The organism is Planctomycetota bacterium (assembly GCA_016207825.1).
Taxonomy (GTDB): Bacteria; Planctomycetota; MHYJ01; order JACQXL01; family JACQZI01; genus JACQZI01.
On sequence record JACQZI010000010.1, the window covers coordinates 22,748 to 40,529 of the forward strand.

Here is a 17,782-nt window from a genome sequence, read left to right on the forward strand (position 1 = left end):
GACAGAATTAATTATGCCGCGGAATAATTGATTTGGCAATGCCTTCCAATAATCCAGATTCAGCGGATTGAGGTAACGCTTTAAGCGACTCAACTGCTTTTACCGAATACCATTGGGCTGTCTTCAAAATATCGTCTCTAACAGACTCGAGGTTGCAATCAGGCTTATATCCCCCTGCCCCGCCTGATTTGCTATTGCGGATAAGAGAAACAATCATTTTTTCCATCTTTTTACTGCCGTTTTTTGGGAAGCGTTTCATTAAACGCATCAATGGCAAGGTTATTTTTCCTTTAGCCAAATCCGTCCCTACTGTCTTCCCGATGGATTTCTCTGTAGCCGTAAAATCGAGGTAATCATCCAATATCTGATATGCCATTCCAAAATTAAGCCCGTAGTTTTTTAGCGCCAAATGGTGTTTTTTATTACCGGATGCAAACGCCGAACCTAAATAACAAGACGTCGCGAACAGAGTCGCGGTCTTTTCCCTGATTATCCTTAAATAATCCTTTTCGGTGAGCGAAGAATCAAATCTGCGTTCAGTATGGACCAGCTCCCCATGGCATATCTGCCCCACCGTTTCGGCAATAACTTTCACAACTTCCGTGGATTGTATATCCGCGCAAGTTTTAAATGCATTGGAAAATATCAAATCGCCATAAAGAATTGCCATTTCATTTCCCCATTTTTGATTTATCGTCGGCAGATATCTCCTTAACCTTGCATCATCAAGAACGTCATCATGCATAAGAGTGGCATTATGGATTAATTCCACGATCAAAGCCAGGTCAAAATGGATAGGTTTAATACGGCCGCTCACCCGGGCGGAGAGGAAAAGTAAAACCGGGCGTAATCTTTTACCGCGGACTTTTTCCTGATAAAGATATAGTTTCCGGCTAACCCCATTCTGTTTAGCAAAAAGGCAATTAAATGAATTCTCGAATTGCTTCAACTCCGCTTTAAGCGACTGATGCACAGTTTGTAAATTAATCATCGTTAGGCGAATCCCATTCCGTTTAAGACTGAAAGCATTACGCCGGCCGCCATTATCGAACCGATTTGTCCGCCGGCATTAACGCTTATGGCATGCATCAGCAGAAAATTCTGAGGATCGGCTTTTTGACCTTCCCGCTGAACCACCCGGGCAGACATCGGGAAAGCAGAAATCCCGGCCGCACCGATTAAAGGATTGATTTTTCCTCCGCTTAACCGATACATTAATTTGCCCAATAACACGCCGCAAACCGTATCCAATATAATGGCAATCAATCCTAATCCAAAAACCATCAGGGTTGTCTGCTGCAGAAATTTATCCGCCTCCATTGTCGCGCCGATGCTGATTCCCAGAAGCAGGGTAATAACATTAATCAACTCATTCTGCGCGGCCTGGCTTAAACGCCCGACGACCCCGCACTCTTTCAGGAAATTACCGAGCATCAAAAGCCCTATAAGCGGAGCTCCCTTGGGAGCGACCAAACAGGTGAATACAGTTACCATAACCGGAAAGATGATTCTTACGGTTTTGGATACGGATGTTTTAAGCGTTCCCATTTTGGTCATCCGTTCCTTCTTCGTGGTCAAAAGGCGCATAATCGGAGGCTGGATAATCGGGACAAGAGACATATATGAATAAGCGGCAACCATAATGGCGCCGGCGAGCGCCGGGGCGTACCGTTTGGCGAAAATTATCGAGGTCGGACCGTCACAGGCGCCGATAATCCCTATGGCGCAAGCCTCCGGCCTGCTGAAATCCCCTAACTCTAAAGCGAGTATAACGGTCAGGAAAATACCGAATTGTCCGGCCGCGCTCATGAAAAGAATCTTCGGATTGGTTAAAATAGGGCTGAAATCCGCCATTGCGCCGATTCCGATAAAAATAAGGCAGGGGAAAAGCTCCGTCATGATTCCGAAATCGTAAATAATCCTTAAAAGCCCGTCATGCTCCATCAAACCGGTCATCGGAAGGTTAACAAGAATGGCGCCGAAACCGATTGGAATCAAAAGAAGCGGCTCAAATCCGTGTTTTATCGCCAGGAAGATTAAACCCCCGCCGATAACAAGCATTATAACATTTGAAATGCCGAGGTTTTTAAACCCTTCCATTAAACCATTTAATCCCATTAATAATGTTTCTATCATAGTTTATTTGGTAAATATTTTATTCAGCAGGCTTGATAAAAACCCTAAACACCATAACGTAACGAGCGTTACGCCCATCCCGATTATCGCAAGGCTGAGGCCGAATTCTAAATCTGACATATTATCTAAATGTTTCCGGGAAGTAATCCATCAAAACGGAATCAATTGACATTTAATCTACGATTCTATTGTCACTAAGGTCTGCTCGGCTTCAATAGCCTGACCGACAGCCACTGAAATTTCTTTTACGGTTCCGGCAACCGGGGCCATAATTTCCATCTCGATTTTCATGGACTCAAATATAACCATGGGCTGGTCCTGATTAACCTTATCTCCCTGTTTAACATTAACCTTAATAACTTTCCCAACCATCGGGGCGGTTACTTTCGTTATTTTCCCTTCGCTCATTTTTATCCCCCTTCTTAGAATTTAGTCTCGCTTGAAAAGTTGAAATCGTTTATTTTCAGCGCCGGCACGACAAATCCGCCTCCAAAGAAAGCATTCTGGTATTTACTGTCGCGCGAAATCATTTCAACATTGGATAACGCCTTGACCACGCCTTCGGTAAAGCGCATATTCCTGATTCCTTTTGTAATCTGGCCATTCTCAATTAAAAATGTCCCGTTTCTGGTCATTCCGGTAAGGACCAATTGCATAGGTTCGACTAAATTCGTATAATGGAATTCCGTTACCAAGACCCCATTCTTGGTAGAACCGATCATTTCATCTATTGAAGAATCTCCGGCAGCCAAAATAAGATTAGTCGGCATGGGGCCTGAAGGATTCGGCTGAGGCAATCCATGCCCTGTAGTGACGGTTTTCGCCTTAAGAGCTGTCTCCCGGTCATATACGACATTTTTCGCAATCCCTTTATCAATCAACACCACTTCTTTTTTAGGCATGCCTTCGAAATCAAAAGGCGCGCCCATTGCCTGTGGATGATATACGTTATCAGAAATGGTTATATTTTTACCTATTACCTGTTTCCCCATTTTACCTGACAAAAAACTTCTTCCTTCCTGAAATGTCAAAGCGCCTAACCCGCGCCATGCCATAAAAAGCATAAAATTACTCACGGCCGCAGGCTCCAAGATAACCGTATAATGGCCGGCCGGCAAGGAAACCGGATTCTGGCTTTTTAACGCCTTTTCAATCGCCTGACGCGCAACGGCAAGCGTATTAATCTGGCTGGCATCTTTATTATGGGCTTTTGCCCAACCGCTGCTGTCATTAGTCAAAGCGGTTAACGAAAACTCAGCTTCGCTACCTTTGTGATAGGCGAATAATCCGTGTGAATTTGCCAGCGCCAGACAGGAAACAGTATTGGAAAATATGCCGGAGCCGTTCAAGCCGTGCTTTTCACACTCCCCCACAGCCATCCGGATTGCCTCGGTCCGGTCATGAGGGCTCACCTGTCCGGTCTTTTCGACATAGGCATTAACCTCACGGTAAGACTGCTTTTTAGGGAGGGGAAGTATTTTCCGGTCGGCTTTCTGGTAAGATACCAGCTCGGAAGCGTCTGAAATCAATTTCTTAAGAGATTCCTCATCTATCCGGTTAGTCATGGCGCGTGCAACCTTGCCGCCCTTTATCAGGCGCACCGTAAGCTCGGTTATATCGCTTTCGTGGACATTCTGGGTAATTACATTATTGGCATAGCGGGTGAGCGATTGATTATAATTAAGTAAAATCACTTCGATTTCATCGGCAGCATTTTTCCCGTTTATTTTCTTTCGTCCATACGAAAATATCTTATCGGTGAGTTGTTTTACATCTTCGCGAGCCAGCATCATTATTCTCCTGTAATATAAATATTTGAATTTTTTATTTTACTTACTTTATAAAAGGCTTTCAAGTAAATTCGCTTCTATAAAAAGCGAAAAGGGTGTTGTGGCGTGAGATCCGCTATTGCTTAAATTCAACGGCCAATTTGAGGCTTCCACTGCCTTCCACGGCGCTCGGCCTGCCCATGGAACACGGCTGGACTCCGCCGATGGAAATATCAGAATAAAAATCAAGCTTGATGAATTTCCCCTTGGAAACCAGGAAATGAGCCGTTCCGGAAAGGGCAATCGTTTCTTTCAAACCCTCTTCTTCGGCTTTTAACACACCGGTAATTTCGATAATAGCCGTTTCATCCCCTTTAATCTTCTTGACTTCTTTCAAGGTGCAGATAACCACGGCGTCATCAAATCTCGGCTTTATACCGGGGTCAAGAGCGCCATGGTGAATCCCCCTTGCCCTGGTCGATGTAAAATTAAAAACTGAGAGCGCGGTTGAAGACACCACATCCCATTTATCACCACGTTTAACCTTGTTTGCCGGCAGGAATAAAAGGAAATTATTGTCATCCGGGAGTGCATTATTTTTTATTTCATCACTTATTTTATCCTTGGTTTCACGTTTTACCATCCCGTCTTTTATTTCGATAGCTATTGTTTTACCGTTTAACTCATCAGGCTTGCTGTTTGGCTTTTTCTCCAGCACGTTCACGGTTGATTTAAGATATTTCCGCTCTGCCTTTATAATATTAGTTTCTTTTACCTCGATGATTTTCTGGGATATTGTCTGTTCAACTTCTTCGTACACTTCGACCGGCGGGTGGCGCGGCATATTTGGAATTTTCTCGGAAAGCTTCAACTGCCTTTTATACATAACGGTCTGTGTTTGCCCTTTGGCGATTGTTCCTTTCAACTCGTATCCTTTATCGTCGCCTTCCCCTATCAAATAAATATTATAAATACTTATGCTTAACAGGAGAGTGGCAATCGCGCTAATGATTAAACTTAACCGTTTTTTCATATTACAAATCAACAAGACGTTTTCCCGGATTTCTTACCACCAAGCCAAAGGCAAAAGGCTACCCCAATTAATCCGACTCCGGCAATAATAATGGCAATCGAAACATTCGGAGTCCCTGATAAACTTTGTTCAGCACCCCTCACAATAATCGGCGCTTCAGACGCAAAAGCGAAAATAGGACACATCTGCTTAACACATGTTAATGTTGTCATATTTCCTCCTCCTTTAAAATGCCTTGCCTTAAAACGCCCTTATTTTAACCTTATCCTTTAACAAGTCAATAATTTAATAACGGTTTTTTGGACGTGTTGCCTTTGATGCGGTGCAAACGGCAAACCAGAATGCTTGATTTATATAAGCAAAACCTGGCCCTCCGGATTATTTTTTATCCATTTGACGTGAGACAATCGACATGAAAGGCCATATAAACTCTTTAATCTGCAGTTCCCATTGCTTTCCGTATAAATGGATCAGCATATAAAACAATAATTTATCTGCAAGGTCTCCTTTTACCATAGTGCCACCCCCAGAACCCGCAATCCGGCTGAATACTTTTTCGACATTTTCATCCTGTCCGACAAAGCAAGTGGAAATCGAATATGGCTTGCTATCTTTCCTGTCGTCTTTGCTGTCGGCTTGGTAATTCGGGCTTTTTTCCATGGTTAAATCACGGGCATTTGACGCCAGCCAACAAGTCTTATCTATATCATTCTGATAGGGAAAAGCATCGCCTATGATAATTATGATTTTATCAGCCGATTCGCGCCAAACCATTTTAGCATTTAACAAAGCCAGCTCTAATCCCTTATACAAGTTTTCTTCCTCAGAATTACCTCCGCCGCCGGCTTGAAGGCCGTCAATTGCCCTGATGATTTTAACGCTATCGGCTGCCAAAGGAACTGTTACCTGGGCGTCATCCCAATACTGGACAAGCCCTAAACGCAATGACGGGGAAATATTTCTTAAAGCATAACAAATAGTCTTCATGGCATCCTTAGGTATTAAGTCTTTCATGCTTAGCGTAGTATCAACAACAAATACGCAGTCCAAGCTCGATCCTTCCGGTTCTTTTTGCCGTATTTTCTCATTCGTATTTACAGGAATATTAACTGTTACCGAAGTCGCCTTCCCCGGCGATTTGTCACTCTTTGAACCGTCTTTATAATTATCTTTCTGTTTTTCCCACCATTTACACCAATCACGGTAATCGTTGATACTGGATATTTTATTAAAAATAGCTTCTATGGATTTACGATAAAAACCGTCTTCCTGTTTATACCAGAAATCGTTTAAACTGGTTATAACATCCTTACTTAAACTTTCTTTAAGCACTTCAGACGGAAATTTGCTTAGCGCCGACAAGGCATAATAAACCAAATTGCGGTTTGAATCGTGATTCGGCAATATTTTGGCAACGACTTCGGCGCTTTCCGGTTCTGGAATCTCTTTCAACGCTAAAGCGGCCAGGGCCTTAATAACCCAAATATCGCTTTGAGTCCCTAAATAAATCTGCTTTAAGCTGTCAATCCGCCCGGATGAGCTTTCTTTCTCCTCTTCTTTTTTCTCCGACTCATCAATGATTTCTGTTATTTCCTTATCGTCTTTAAATGCTTCTTTTATCTCTTTGGGGATCCCTGTTTCTTCGGCCTGGCTATAATCAAATGTCCATTGGGCAGCAATCCATGGTTCTTCATCAGGAAAAAGTTTTTCAATAAGACATATTTTAACAGGCAATAAACTATTTTTATCCACCCATATTTTATAGTTAAAAAGTTGTTCTTCATTCGACTCGTAAACGAGACTTATCAACCTGCATTTTTTATCGCCTACTGATTCTTCAATCGGAGTTTCCATCTTGTATTCTTTCATCAGCTCAGATATAATCCATTCATAAAAACCTGACGCCAGCAACTGACGACATTTAACGGAATCAGCCGTCGCAGTAAAAACCCTGCCAGTTTTTATATTATAAATCTTGTCTTTTATGAGATATTGCGGCTCTTCCAGCGTTAATGCGGGAATAACACTGTCACAAAAAAAGTCTTCACAGCAGTTCTTTCCCATTTCCATATAGACTACACCGGGAAACATCCAAAAACCATTTAAACGAGGAACCAACTTCTTTCCCCCGGAATCCGGATCATGCAAAGAATATTTGATCGCGAAACGATATTTTCCGGATTCTTTCATCTTGGCAAAAGTCATGCTAATGCATTCTGGTAAAGTGACGAGCTGTTTAATGATATTATCCAATCTCATTTTGACCTCGGGGTCTGTAGCTTTTTTCAACTCTTCCGCCAGCGTAATGTAAACAGAAGCGCCCATTTTAACAAGTTCTTCCTGGGCTTTTTCTCTGGTTTCCCATTCATCATCACTTAATTGCGTGATTAACCCCCTAACCTTCGCCTCATCCTTCGCCTTGTCTTCCGCTAAACCAATGCCATTGATAGCAAGCATAGCACCGGCAACTATCAAACTTATCAATAATTCTCTCATATTCCTGGAACAAATTAGGCTATTTATTCTTCCCTTTGCCCTGGCCCGGATTATCCTCGTCAAAATGACCGGAATCGTTGCCATGGCCTTTATCATTATGCGTATTCTCGCTATCCGGCTGAGAAACATCAGGACCGGTTTGTTTATCAGTGTTTTCTGTCTGGCTTAGTTCGGATACGGATTCCTCCCATTTTGTGGTATCAGCAGCCTCACCTGAAACGCCATCCGTCGCGGGGGAAGATTCGTTTTTCCTGTTTTCCAGGAAGCCTTTTTTAGTATTTCTTTCTTTCCTATACGGCTGTTTTTGATGTGTCTCCTTTTTTCCCCTATTCGCGTCATAATCAGTTACATACACCGGATTATAAGCATAGAAATCATTATCAGGCACAATATCTTCTGAATAAGCCGATGCCTTAGTGGAAAAACCGCTTCCGTCTTCATAGTTGTATTCAAACTCAAAACTACCTCCCCGCCTTTTCCTAGCATACAAATTCGGGTTATGCTGGGCGGTAAGCGCGGAAACCACGGCCATGCGGGCCGTCCGTTCAAATAATTCCTCTTTCTTCTTTTGCTCTTTTTCCTTTGCCTGTATTTTTTCCTTGGTTTCTTTTAACTTAGTCTGTTCAACCAAGAGTTCTCTGGGAACCCATTTCCCATCCTGCTTGATAAAGCCTTTCGCTATCATATATTCATCCTCGGTCACCCATTCGCCGTCAAGCTTTTTAAAACCTAAAGCGCGCCGGGCGCCTTCGTGATCCGGATTTATGGTAATAACAAACTCTAATTCTTCCTGCATCTTGGATTTCCATCCCTGTTTCTTACACCATAAAGCTAATTTATAATGGCCTACCGCATCATCTTCGGCTATATCCTTCAGCTTTTCCGCATACATTTCCGGTATGGTCTTCTGGGGAACGATACGCAGGATACGGTATTTCGGGATAACAACCGACCAGGCAATCGTTTCCAGCCTGATGTTATCATCATCTATCTCGGTTACCTTGCCGTTGTATTCCTCCCCGGTATCCAGCTGGACTATATCGGCTCTCACACATTCAGCACCGTTTGGAATAATCGGCATAAAAGAAAAGAAAAGCAATGCCACTGACACCAAACTCGCCTCTAAAACTCTTTTATCCATAACTCCCTCCTCAATTATTATATAATAAGCTACTTCAATATTCTATAATAAGCAAAATACGTGCCAAGGAGGGAAATATTGACTCGATATCAGTGTTTTTAAGCCAGAAATGCGTTATATTAAGTTTAGAGAGTTTTCTATCAGGGAACCACTAAAAAACACGTAAACCAATTTTACATCCTGTCAATCAGATTTACACCCTGGTTTTCCATAATAAAAAAGCCCGCCATAAAGGCGGGCTTTTCACCTAACTCTTTTATTTATTAGGGTTCTATTTATTTGCCATAGTTAATCTTACTAATAACCACTCCGCTAAGGAGTTTCGGGAAGAAATCGGTTGATTTCTGCGGCATGCGCTCGCTTCGGCCGGCAATCTTCCTGACTTCATCCACCTTGGTCGGATTTAAGAGGAACACCATCTGATAAGGGCCTTTTTTCAGCTCATCAATCGCCGCGTCTTCTCCGCGGATATAATGGACGTTCTCCTCTTTGGCAACGCTTTCCCGGCTTATCCCGAGAATCGTTTCCAGAATAAGCGAATGCAAAACCGTCACGTCCAGTTTCTTCCAGTCATCCGAATGTTTCTCTTTCACTATCTTCTGCATTATCTTCTCATCGCGCAGGACTAATAACGTATATTTATTTAAGCCTTTAGCGACCAAGCCGATGCAATGCTTGCGCATACCCATATGCTTTAAGCTGTGTATAAAATCAGCCCTTACTATCTTTTCATCTACCGGAGTGAAATATGGATATTCTTTAATCTTAAAATACTTAATCAGCTTCTTCTGGAAATTGACAAACGAGAAGTTCTTGAGGCCGAAAATCAGGCGATGGGTCGGCAATACCGTCAGCCCCTTGACATCATCCATATTAACGAATGTCATCATCCGGTTATTATAGGATTCCGGTTCATACGACTTCAAGCCCTTGGCGGCCATTTCGTTCCGGTAATTAAGCGCGGTCTCGTAACGGTGATGCCCGTCCGCGATAAAGACATCCTTGTTAGCCAGGACCTTGGCGATTTTCTTTATTGCAGACGGATTCTGTATCTTCCAGACTTTATGGACAACATTATATTCATCGCGTGAAACGATATCCGGTTTCCGCTTGGCGAAGCTATCGGTAATCTTATTGACAATCAGTTTCGGGTCAGAATAAAGCATGAAGACCTGCCCGGTCGAGCCGCCCACCTGCCGCATCATGTTCAGGCGGTCTACCTTGGGTCCGAGCAATGTCCTCTCGTGCGGATGCACCCCGCCTTTGCCTAATTCCACGAGCTTGCCCAGAGCGATAAAACCCTTGCGGACCTTTTTCTCGCCTTCCGCAACATACTCTTGATAGTAAGCATAAATCGTGGGCTTGGTATCCTGTTTTAGAATACCCTTCTTAAGCCATTCATTGAGGTAACCTGCGGAGCGGGTATATTTGTTGTTTGTCTCTGAATCGCCCTTAAATGACTTCCCCTTGGTAATCCTGACGTGGTTGTATTTATGCTTCTTGTAATAAATATCCTGCATCTTGTCATCGATTTTGTCGTAGGGCTGGGTGAGTATCTTGCTGTAATCCCCGACAATGCTCTTATTGTAGGTAATCCCCTTGAAGGCAAACACTTTTGTCATATCATGCTCCTTTTCAATCTAAACAAAGATAAAACAGAGCGGATTATAAACCGATTTCCCGTTTAGGGCAAAATAATTTAGCAATATTTTTTCGCACCACCTGAAATTAGATTAAGAGTGCCGAATAACCGTTCCCTAATATAGCAATGAAACAGCTTCGTCCCCGAATGTTTCCTGCCTCTCCGCCCGCCTCGACGAGCGAGAGCGAGGCTGGGGCAGCCGGGTAACAACAGATAATTCTTGACTCGCCTGCATCATTTAGCTAATATGGAATGTCAGCAGGAGCTTCGCATATCTCCCCGAACGATTTGCGGATACCCCCAAATAACTTGCGGATATCCACGAATTGTTTGCGGATATATACAAATAGTCTGTGGATATCCCCGAATATATTGTGGATACCCTCAAATAGTTTGCGGATATCCCCGAATAACTTGCGGATACATCGGAATTGATTATATACGTTTCTATCTAAGAAAGGGACTATAAAATGAAAAAAGACTACCTCCCCAGGAAAGAAAGCAATTTTGCCGGATGGGAGAAACAGTACGCGCAAATTATCGCGTCAGAGGCGGCATCTTTCGGCATAACACCTGATGAAGCAGCTAACCTACAATCTCTGCATGGATTATGGGAGGCATCTTATCAGGCGCATATTGCGGCGCAAAACCAGGCTCAGGCCGCTACAGAACGAAAAGACAAAGATATGAAGAGCCTTAAATCTTTTATCCGCATCCTTACCAGAAAAATTCAAGCCAACCCTTCAATAACCAATGCCATGCGTGAAAAATTGGGGATTACCGTGCCCGACAAAATCAGGACGCCGCTTTCTGAAGAAATAGTTTTGAACGAACCGTCTCCGGTTATCAGGGCGAAATGCACTGCTCCACAAACAGTGCGGATTGATTGGTATCCATCCCAGGCGAAAGGCGAAAAAGAATCTTTACCCAAAGGCATCAGCGGAGTAAGAATTTGGGTGGCGCAAGTGACTGAAAAAGGATTGACAGAGACAAGCTGGCGTTTTTTAACGGCGGACACTCATTCGCCTTATATCCATAACGTCGGCAACAAAGGCACAATCACCCTGGCATATAAAGCACAATGGTTTGACAGGCGCCAAAGGACAGGGCCGTTTGGTGCTCCGGTGGAAGTAGCCGTGACGGGATAGACTAAAATCCTATGGATTGATACTTATTTTGCTATGGCGTCACCGGGATTACGGGCAGGAGATTTGTTGCAGGAAACTGATTTCTATTAGCTTGATTTAACTTATGTTGGTAGAGTGTCCCAAGCATCTCGATGAATTACCAAGACATGGTACCTGTCACGATTTTATATCGTTTGTATTAACATTTACTAACAATCGTAATTTATAAAGGCTGTTCCAAAAAGCATAGAGAACTTTCTCCCATGCCTTTTGCCAATCTTGAACAGGAAACTCTATTCTTAAAAAATCAAAAGAAGCAGTAATGTCTTTTCTGGTTTTTGTATGGGTAGGATAGTCGTCTCTTATAGTTCTTATATGTTCAAAATTGCTCAAAATATCCAATGGGTAATTCGGATAATTATCCTCTAAGAATCTTTTAAGAGCAGTTATAGAACTAACTCCACCTTTCTCATTAACCGACTTGCTTTCTATCAGAATATCTCTAATCTTAATATCATTTATAAGATGTCCGATTACCTGAATCTTGTGGATAAATTCTTCTTTTGTCTTACAATCGCTACCAGAATCCCGAATAGACCTTGCTTGTGATATCATTAAGAATGGCTTATTATATTTCTTATCAAACAAAAGATTCAGGAAATCAATCTCGTCTGCCACTCGGTCTGATAAATCCACAGGAATATTAATAGCAGGCTGAAAGGTTTCGTATATCTGTTCCCAACATTTTCGCGCAACAGGAACACAACACATTGCCTTAAAATCTTCTAATATTTCCCCTTTATTACAATACGCTTTTATTATTTCTCTGCTGGTTATAATATCTTTAGTGTCTTTATAGCCTTGAGACATTGGATGAATCAAGTGGCTACACATTAAACGAGAATCAGGATGCGAACATTTATCGCAAAAGAATGGTGTTGTTAAGCTCTCTGATGGAGATTGATTCATACTAATATTACATACTGGGCCCATTAATCCTTTTCGTTGATGTCCGCATTTTTTTTGCAAAAGTTGTTGTATGTCTAATGGCATATTAGCACTTGTAATTAGAATCTCCTCACAATTAATTGTGGTTTCTTTAGGATAGTTCCCTTGCCCTAGTTTTTCTCTAAGTCGCTGAAGACCTATTCTCAAAAACACCTGTTCTATTATAACATCTTGATTTTTATCGTCATCATTAATTTCTAAGTTACAAATGGCTTCTGAAGTTATAGCAATATTAACAGGAAAACTTAATTTCCCTTGATTCACTCTAAATCTATAAAATCTTGATAAATCTCGTCCATTATGCGGAAGGATATTCGCAAAAGTAATTATAAATGGTTTCATTTAAATTTTCCGCCTACATTTGAATTCAGGGAACGCCTTACCGATTTGAAGTATACCTTTTCCCATGTATCCATTCAACCTTTTTGATATGTTTCCTGTAGATTCCTTAACACTTTATCAATAAAAACCCCCGGAATACGGTTAATATCCCAGGGGTTTTATGCAACAAACTAGTGGTTCTTCACACATCAATTGCGGGGTAATATCTTCACCCTATTTGTCACTCCTGCGAAAGCAGGAGTCCAGAGCCTTCGCATCATACTGGATTCCTCCCGAATGCTTTCGGGACGGGAATGACAGTAAAAGAAAAGTAACCCCTTAAATCACATGTGAAAGACCACTAAGTTATTTCCGAGCAAAGGCTATTAGCTTGTCTGCCACCGCGCCGCCGACCCGATTCTGGCCTTCCGCTGAAGAAGCACCCAAATGCGGAGTCAATATCACCTTTTCTCCCAGAGTCAGGAGCGGATTATCCGGCAGAATAGGTTCCTTCTCATATACATCAATACAAGCGCCGGCAATCGTCCCGGCTTTTATGGCATCGGCCAGGTCTTTTTCGCTCACCACTCCCCCGCGGGCGCAGTTAACGATAACCGCGTTCTTTTTCATCTTAGCGAACGCCGCCGTGTTAATCATGTTCTTGGTCTCGTTCGTCTTGGGTATATGCATACTGATAAAATCTGAATTCTTCAGGACTTCATCCAGGGAAACCATCTTGATGCCTACCTTGGTAAAGCGCGGGTCATCGGCCTTGACATACGGGTCGTAGGCAACGACAGACATCCCCAATGCAATCGCCCTTGTGGCAACTTCATAGCCAATCCTGCCGATGCCGACCAGGCCGAGGGTTTTCTTATAGAGCTCGGTGCCTTCCAAACGCTTCTTTTCCCATTTGCCTGCTTTCATGGTCGCGTCCGCTACGCAAATCTTGCGGCTGAATGCAAACATCAAGCCGATGGTCAGCTCAGCCACGGAAATGGAGCTGGCTTCCGGCGTATTATCGGCAACGACATTAGCCTTTTTAGCGGCTTCTTTATCAATATTATCCATCCCGACTCCGCCGCGCACAACTATCTTCAGTTTCTTGCCTTTCTCAAAGACTTCCTTGGTGACCTTGGTGGCCGAGCGCACGACCAACGCCTCGTAATTTTCCACTATTTTCAAGAGCTCCTCCGGTTTTATCCCGCCCTTGTCATCCACTATAAGTCCGGCTTTCCTCATCTGCTCCACGGCTTCCTTGTCTATGGAGTCGCATATCAGGACCTTCATACCTTTTTCTCCTTTTCTTTTGCCACAAAGACACGAAGACACTAAGAAATTTTTTGTGCCTTATGGTAAATATTTAAAGTATTATTCTTTTAATACCATCCTTGATAACAGGGACATTAAAATTTATCAAAAAGCCTAACCGCTTATTCATTAATTTTAAATGGCTTAATATTTGGGCTTCCCATACCGGATTCGGCTCATCTATAGCTTTGAGCTCACAGATTACTAAATCTTCAATTAATACATCCATCTAATCGCAAGCCCTCATCAAACGTTATGCCATCATAAATAATTGGAATATCAACCTGTCTTTTATACGATAAATCCCTTTTAGAAAGCTCTCGGCAAAAGCATACCTCATAAACCTTTTCCAATAAACCAGGACCAAACGCCTTATGGATTACATAGGCAGAATCAACGACTTTTTTACCTATCTCTTCTTCTTTATCCGATAAAGGCCTAAAGTTCATATCGTATTGCTCCTGCCACTAAGACACAAAGACACTAAGGATTCTTTATTCCTAAACCATAAAACACCAGGTTTCTTTGTGCCTTAGTGTCTTCGTGGCAATATTTAGCCTCTTATCGTCCTCGGCAAGAGCATCTGCCGCCTTTGGCGAGCCTCGCCCTATTGGGCGGGATGCTCTTATTCTATCCGCGAATACTTCTCGGTAAAATCATTTGATGTTGCGGACAGAAACTCTTCGGATTCTGGTAACACGCATTGGCAAAAACCACAAAATAATCACGTAACCCGGCGAACGGAACCACCTCATCCACATAACCGCGCTGGGCGCAATAGACAGGGCGGGATTTATCGTAATATTCCTTTGCCAGCTCATTCATCTGTGCGATTACCGGTTCCAATGGTTTCCCGGCATCCTTTTCCTTGACCAGACGGCGCGAGAACGAAGCCACCGACGCGGTTTCACCGTGCATTACATATATTTCCGTGGTCGGAACTCCGAGCGTAAAGGCGTTATTGCCGGTTGCCTGCGGACCGCCCATGATATAATGCGCCGCTGCAGTCCCTTTACGAAGTATTACCGTTGCCATGGGCAAATCAGATTGCTGTATGGAATATATTAACGCCTGCCCTAATCCTAAAAGCTCAGCCTTTTCCGCGATGTCGCCGACATCTATTCCGGAGGTATCCTGTATCCAAATCATCGGAATCCTGTCCCTGCCGCAGGCGGTCACGAGTTCATTCATCTTTATTAAACCTTCGCGGTATAATTTGCCGCCGATACCGGGATAAGGCGCGTATTTGGGATATCCCTTGGGAAGAATCCCCTGACGGTTTGCCACCACGCCAACCAGGAATCCGTCCAGTTTTGCCATGCCGCAATAGACTTCCGGTCCGTAACCGGGCTTGTATTCGGTGTGTTCGCTGTTATCAAATATCCGCGCCATCACCTGTTCGACATCATAGGCGCGTTTCTGGTTAAAGGGAACAAGATAATCAATTTCCTTCGGCGCGTAAAGAGGCGGCTTTGGCTGGGCGACTCTGAAGAAATTAGTGTCGTAGGTTGGCATCATCTTAACGCAATCCCTGAGCGCCTTAATAACTTCTTCTTCGGTATCATAAACATTCTTAAAGAATCCGGTATGGCTATAATGCGTAGCCGCTCCGCCCGGTGGAGTCGACTTAAACTTTCGGGTTGCTTCGATAATCTGCTCGGCGCCTGCCAGGTCAAATCCGCCTTTCGGCGCCATACCGCTCACTATCCCAGCACCACCCACCGCGATATTGGCGTTCTTATGGGCAAATATCATTGCCGGGGAAATCCCGTGATAGCCGCCGCCTGCCGGATTGGTCCCGAAAACCGCGACCAGAACCGGAATCCCTTTTTGTGCCAGTTCAGCGTGCCTGAAGAACGGCCTGCCGTGACCGCGCCTGCCTGCATAAACCTCTTCCTGCTCGGTCAGCTTAACTCCGCTGCAATTCAGCACCCAAACCAGCGGTATATGAAGCCGCTCGGCGATATCCTGCGCGCGGAAGATATTTTCCGCCTGCCCGGGAATCCAGGCGCCGGCAAGGACTTTATTATCGGATGCGATAATGGAGGCATACCTGCCTTCGATTTTTCCGATGCCGTTGACCACTCCGGTAGTGCCTTCTTCATTGGTGACCGGGTTGTAGAGGGTATTAAGCGGGAGGAATGTGCCTTTATCCACCAGCAATTCTATTCTTTCGTAAACGGTCTTTTCGCCGCGTTTATGAAGTGTTTCGGCGGGAATGCCGGCATTCCTGACTTTTTCTATTGCCTGGGCTAATTTCACCTCTTCGGCTTTAACCGAATCGGCATTTTCCTGTAGCTGTTTAATCTGGAAATCTTCAAGTTTCTTCCCGAAGGTAGATGGCATCTTTTCAAAGTATTGCTTCATCGCTGTTCTCCTATTCTAATATGAAATCATTTTCGTGCTTTCGTATCCAGTTTTCGCGTTTCCGTGTTACCTTAAATTACGTAACCATAACAAACTACAAAAGAATAATCAAGAAAATCACGTCCCGCAAAGCCGTAAACAAACACCTTATATAACGATATTCTTTATCAATAAAACTTTGACAAACCGCAGGATATCGTTTATACTCACGCACAATTGATTTTTATTGCTTAATCAAAGAAGGGGTGTGTTATGAAAAGAATACTTGGACTAATAGCTATTGGATGCCTTTTGGGAATTGCCGCGCTTTCTGTTATTGCCGATGACACCGTAAAACCGGATATAGATTTTAAAGGCTCGCGATTTTCAGCGGGATATCTTGATTCCGGCGCCAACGGCTCATATCCGGACGGCTCTTTCCAGATGCCTGATGTTAAACTGCGCTTTAATTGGCGCATGACACCTGATGTATCCATATCGACACGCATGAACCTGAATAACGCCACTTTCAATAATCCACTTGACGTCTTTTGCCTGGACTATAAAAACCTGCTCCCCCTGGCAATACCATCAATGAAAGACAGTGCGTTTAATCCTATCCTCAGAATCGGTAGGTTTAAAGTTGACTTCGGGGAAGAACAATTAGCCAATGACCCTATAGACGGCGTATTGGTTTCAAATTCCGCGGCCAATGTCGCCGGATATGATGAAGGAATCCAGTTTTTCCAGAACCTGCCGAAAGAAACACTCGGCATCCCGGCAAAATGGGCATTCAGCATCACCAACGGGAATAACGGCGCCAGCGCGGATAACGAACAAGCCAAAGCAATCGCCTTTAAAGTAGGCGTTAATCCCATCCCGGAATTTTATGTTTCCGGAAGTTATTATAATTCAGGGAATGTAGGGAAACAAAGCGCGGAAATTTCTTATGCCGGATTGCTGACCCCCACCGCTAATGCCACCGAATGGACCCGTACCATAACGGAAATAGACCTGCGTTACGACTTCCAGCCGGGCAAGGAAAACCGTTTGAACCCGGGTCCGCCTGCATGGTCGGATAGCAAGGCTTATGTCCGCGCGGCTTACGGGCAATTCAAGGACAGCGGAAAAGATAAGCTCCCGGCTGTGGTCAAAATAACTCCACTTGAAGGGACTTATTACTTTTTAGAAGGCTGCTATAATGCAACGGCAAAACTCTATATCGCTGCTCGTTACAGCTGGGTAGGCTTTGATAAAAGCACCACCTTCGCTTCTTTAAACAGCGTTAACGCCAATGACTATACCAGGATATCAGCCGGGGTTGGCTACAGATTAACGGATAATACGCATGTTAAAATCGAGTCTATGACCAATACCGAGGATATCCCAACCGGCGCTACCAAGGCGGAAAACGACCAGATTGCGCTGTTATTTACGACTCTGTTTTAGATG

General features: G+C 43.7%; 15 protein-coding genes and 1 pseudogene. 2 read left to right on the top strand and 14 right to left on the bottom strand.

Going from position 1 to position 17,782, the window contains the following annotated elements; translation table 11 throughout:
* Positions 1–7: 7 nt before the first annotated feature.
* From HY811_04845 to HY811_04890, 10 genes are all read right to left on the bottom strand, one after another.
* Positions 8–991, bottom strand: a complete 984-nt coding sequence (locus HY811_04845; GenBank protein ID MBI4834128.1) for a polyprenyl synthetase family protein — start codon at positions 989–991, stop codon at positions 8–10.
* 2 nt (positions 992–993) lie between these two features.
* Entirely contained in the window at positions 994–2,136 is a 1,143-nt protein-coding gene (locus tag HY811_04850) for a sodium ion-translocating decarboxylase subunit beta (GenBank protein ID MBI4834129.1), read from the bottom strand.
* Between the two features lie 3 nt (positions 2,137–2,139).
* On the bottom strand, positions 2,140–2,256 hold the full coding sequence (locus tag HY811_04855; protein ID MBI4834130.1) for an OadG family protein: 117 nt from the start codon (positions 2,254–2,256) through the stop codon (positions 2,140–2,142).
* 57 nt (positions 2,257–2,313) lie between these two features.
* Positions 2,314–2,544, bottom strand: coding sequence for a biotin/lipoyl-binding protein (locus tag HY811_04860; protein ID MBI4834131.1), 231 nt, complete (start codon positions 2,542–2,544; stop codon positions 2,314–2,316).
* A 14-nt stretch (positions 2,545–2,558) separates the two neighbouring features.
* Positions 2,559–3,929, bottom strand: coding sequence for a TldD/PmbA family protein (locus HY811_04865; GenBank protein MBI4834132.1), 1,371 nt, complete (start codon positions 3,927–3,929; stop codon positions 2,559–2,561).
* Positions 3,930–4,041: 112 nt separating this feature from the next.
* Entirely contained in the window at positions 4,042–4,938 is an 897-nt protein-coding gene (locus HY811_04870; GenBank protein MBI4834133.1) for a hypothetical protein, read from the bottom strand.
* Positions 4,939–4,946: 8 nt separating this feature from the next.
* The gene (locus HY811_04875) at positions 4,947–5,150 is read right to left on the bottom strand and encodes a hypothetical protein (protein MBI4834134.1); all 204 of its coding nucleotides are present in this window, start codon (positions 5,148–5,150) and stop codon (positions 4,947–4,949) included.
* A gap of 166 nt (positions 5,151–5,316) precedes the next feature.
* Complete coding sequence (locus HY811_04880; GenBank protein ID MBI4834135.1) at positions 5,317–7,434, bottom strand: VWA domain-containing protein; 2,118 nt, start codon at positions 7,432–7,434, stop codon at positions 5,317–5,319.
* 19 nt (positions 7,435–7,453) lie between these two features.
* Positions 7,454–8,575, bottom strand: a complete 1,122-nt coding sequence (locus HY811_04885; GenBank protein ID MBI4834136.1) for a hypothetical protein — start codon at positions 8,573–8,575, stop codon at positions 7,454–7,456.
* 275 nt (positions 8,576–8,850) lie between these two features.
* Positions 8,851–10,197 carry a DUF1015 domain-containing protein gene (locus HY811_04890; GenBank protein ID MBI4834137.1) on the bottom strand — a complete coding sequence of 449 codons (1,347 nt, stop codon included), beginning with the start codon at positions 10,195–10,197 and terminating at the stop codon, positions 8,851–8,853.
* A gap of 490 nt (positions 10,198–10,687) precedes the next feature.
* Here HY811_04890 and HY811_04895 point away from each other — a divergent pair, with 490 nt between their 5' ends.
* Positions 10,688–11,365, top strand: a complete 678-nt coding sequence (locus HY811_04895; GenBank protein ID MBI4834138.1) for a hypothetical protein — start codon at positions 10,688–10,690, stop codon at positions 11,363–11,365.
* A gap of 156 nt (positions 11,366–11,521) precedes the next feature.
* On the opposite strand, the gene HY811_04900 is transcribed toward HY811_04895, so the two are convergent.
* The 4 genes and pseudogenes from HY811_04900 to HY811_04915 form a co-directional block, all read right to left on the bottom strand.
* Positions 11,522–12,694, bottom strand: coding sequence for a hypothetical protein (locus tag HY811_04900; GenBank protein MBI4834139.1), 1,173 nt, complete (start codon positions 12,692–12,694; stop codon positions 11,522–11,524).
* Positions 12,695–13,039: 345 nt separating this feature from the next.
* Positions 13,040–13,963, bottom strand: a complete 924-nt coding sequence (locus HY811_04905; GenBank protein ID MBI4834140.1) for a hypothetical protein — start codon at positions 13,961–13,963, stop codon at positions 13,040–13,042.
* A gap of 73 nt (positions 13,964–14,036) precedes the next feature.
* Positions 14,037–14,433: pseudogene (locus HY811_04910) on the bottom strand (GxxExxY protein).
* Between the two features lie 181 nt (positions 14,434–14,614).
* Complete coding sequence (locus HY811_04915) at positions 14,615–16,351, bottom strand: glutaconyl-CoA decarboxylase subunit alpha (GenBank protein ID MBI4834141.1); 1,737 nt, start codon at positions 16,349–16,351, stop codon at positions 14,615–14,617.
* A gap of 252 nt (positions 16,352–16,603) precedes the next feature.
* On the opposite strand from HY811_04915, the gene HY811_04920 reads away from it, so the two are divergent.
* Positions 16,604–17,779 (top strand): hypothetical protein, encoded by a 1,176-nt coding sequence (locus HY811_04920; protein MBI4834142.1) that lies wholly within the window; start codon positions 16,604–16,606, stop codon positions 17,777–17,779.
* The last annotated feature ends 3 nt before the right edge of the window (positions 17,780–17,782 follow it).

Bases quoted from the DNA above. Each gene is read 5' to 3' on its own strand.
- HY811_04915 (MBI4834141.1), bottom strand. From the start codon at position 16,351: ATGAAGCAATACTTTGAAAAGATGCCATCTACCTTCGGGAAGAAACTT.
- HY811_04890 (MBI4834137.1), bottom strand. From the start codon at position 10,197: ATGACAAAAGTGTTTGCCTTCAAGGGGATTACCTACAATAAGAGCATT.
- HY811_04870 (MBI4834133.1), bottom strand. From the start codon at position 4,938: ATGAAAAAACGGTTAAGTTTAATCATTAGCGCGATTGCCACTCTCCTG.
- HY811_04900 (MBI4834139.1), bottom strand. From the start codon at position 12,694: ATGAAACCATTTATAATTACTTTTGCGAATATCCTTCCGCATAATGGA.
- HY811_04865 (MBI4834132.1), bottom strand. From the start codon at position 3,929: ATGATGCTGGCTCGCGAAGATGTAAAACAACTCACCGATAAGATATTT.
- HY811_04920 (MBI4834142.1), top strand. From the start codon at position 16,604: ATGAAAAGAATACTTGGACTAATAGCTATTGGATGCCTTTTGGGAATT.
- HY811_04880 (MBI4834135.1), bottom strand. From the start codon at position 7,434: ATGAGAGAATTATTGATAAGTTTGATAGTTGCCGGTGCTATGCTTGCT.
- HY811_04895 (MBI4834138.1), top strand. From the start codon at position 10,688: ATGAAAAAAGACTACCTCCCCAGGAAAGAAAGCAATTTTGCCGGATGG.
- HY811_04855 (MBI4834130.1), bottom strand. From the start codon at position 2,256: ATGTCAGATTTAGAATTCGGCCTCAGCCTTGCGATAATCGGGATGGGC.
- HY811_04860 (MBI4834131.1), bottom strand. From the start codon at position 2,544: ATGAGCGAAGGGAAAATAACGAAAGTAACCGCCCCGATGGTTGGGAAA.
- HY811_04850 (MBI4834129.1), bottom strand. From the start codon at position 2,136: ATGATAGAAACATTATTAATGGGATTAAATGGTTTAATGGAAGGGTTT.
- HY811_04905 (MBI4834140.1), bottom strand. From the start codon at position 13,963: ATGAAGGTCCTGATATGCGACTCCATAGACAAGGAAGCCGTGGAGCAG.
- HY811_04875 (MBI4834134.1), bottom strand. From the start codon at position 5,150: ATGACAACATTAACATGTGTTAAGCAGATGTGTCCTATTTTCGCTTTT.
- HY811_04845 (MBI4834128.1), bottom strand. From the start codon at position 991: ATGATTAATTTACAAACTGTGCATCAGTCGCTTAAAGCGGAGTTGAAG.
- HY811_04885 (MBI4834136.1), bottom strand. From the start codon at position 8,575: ATGGATAAAAGAGTTTTAGAGGCGAGTTTGGTGTCAGTGGCATTGCTT.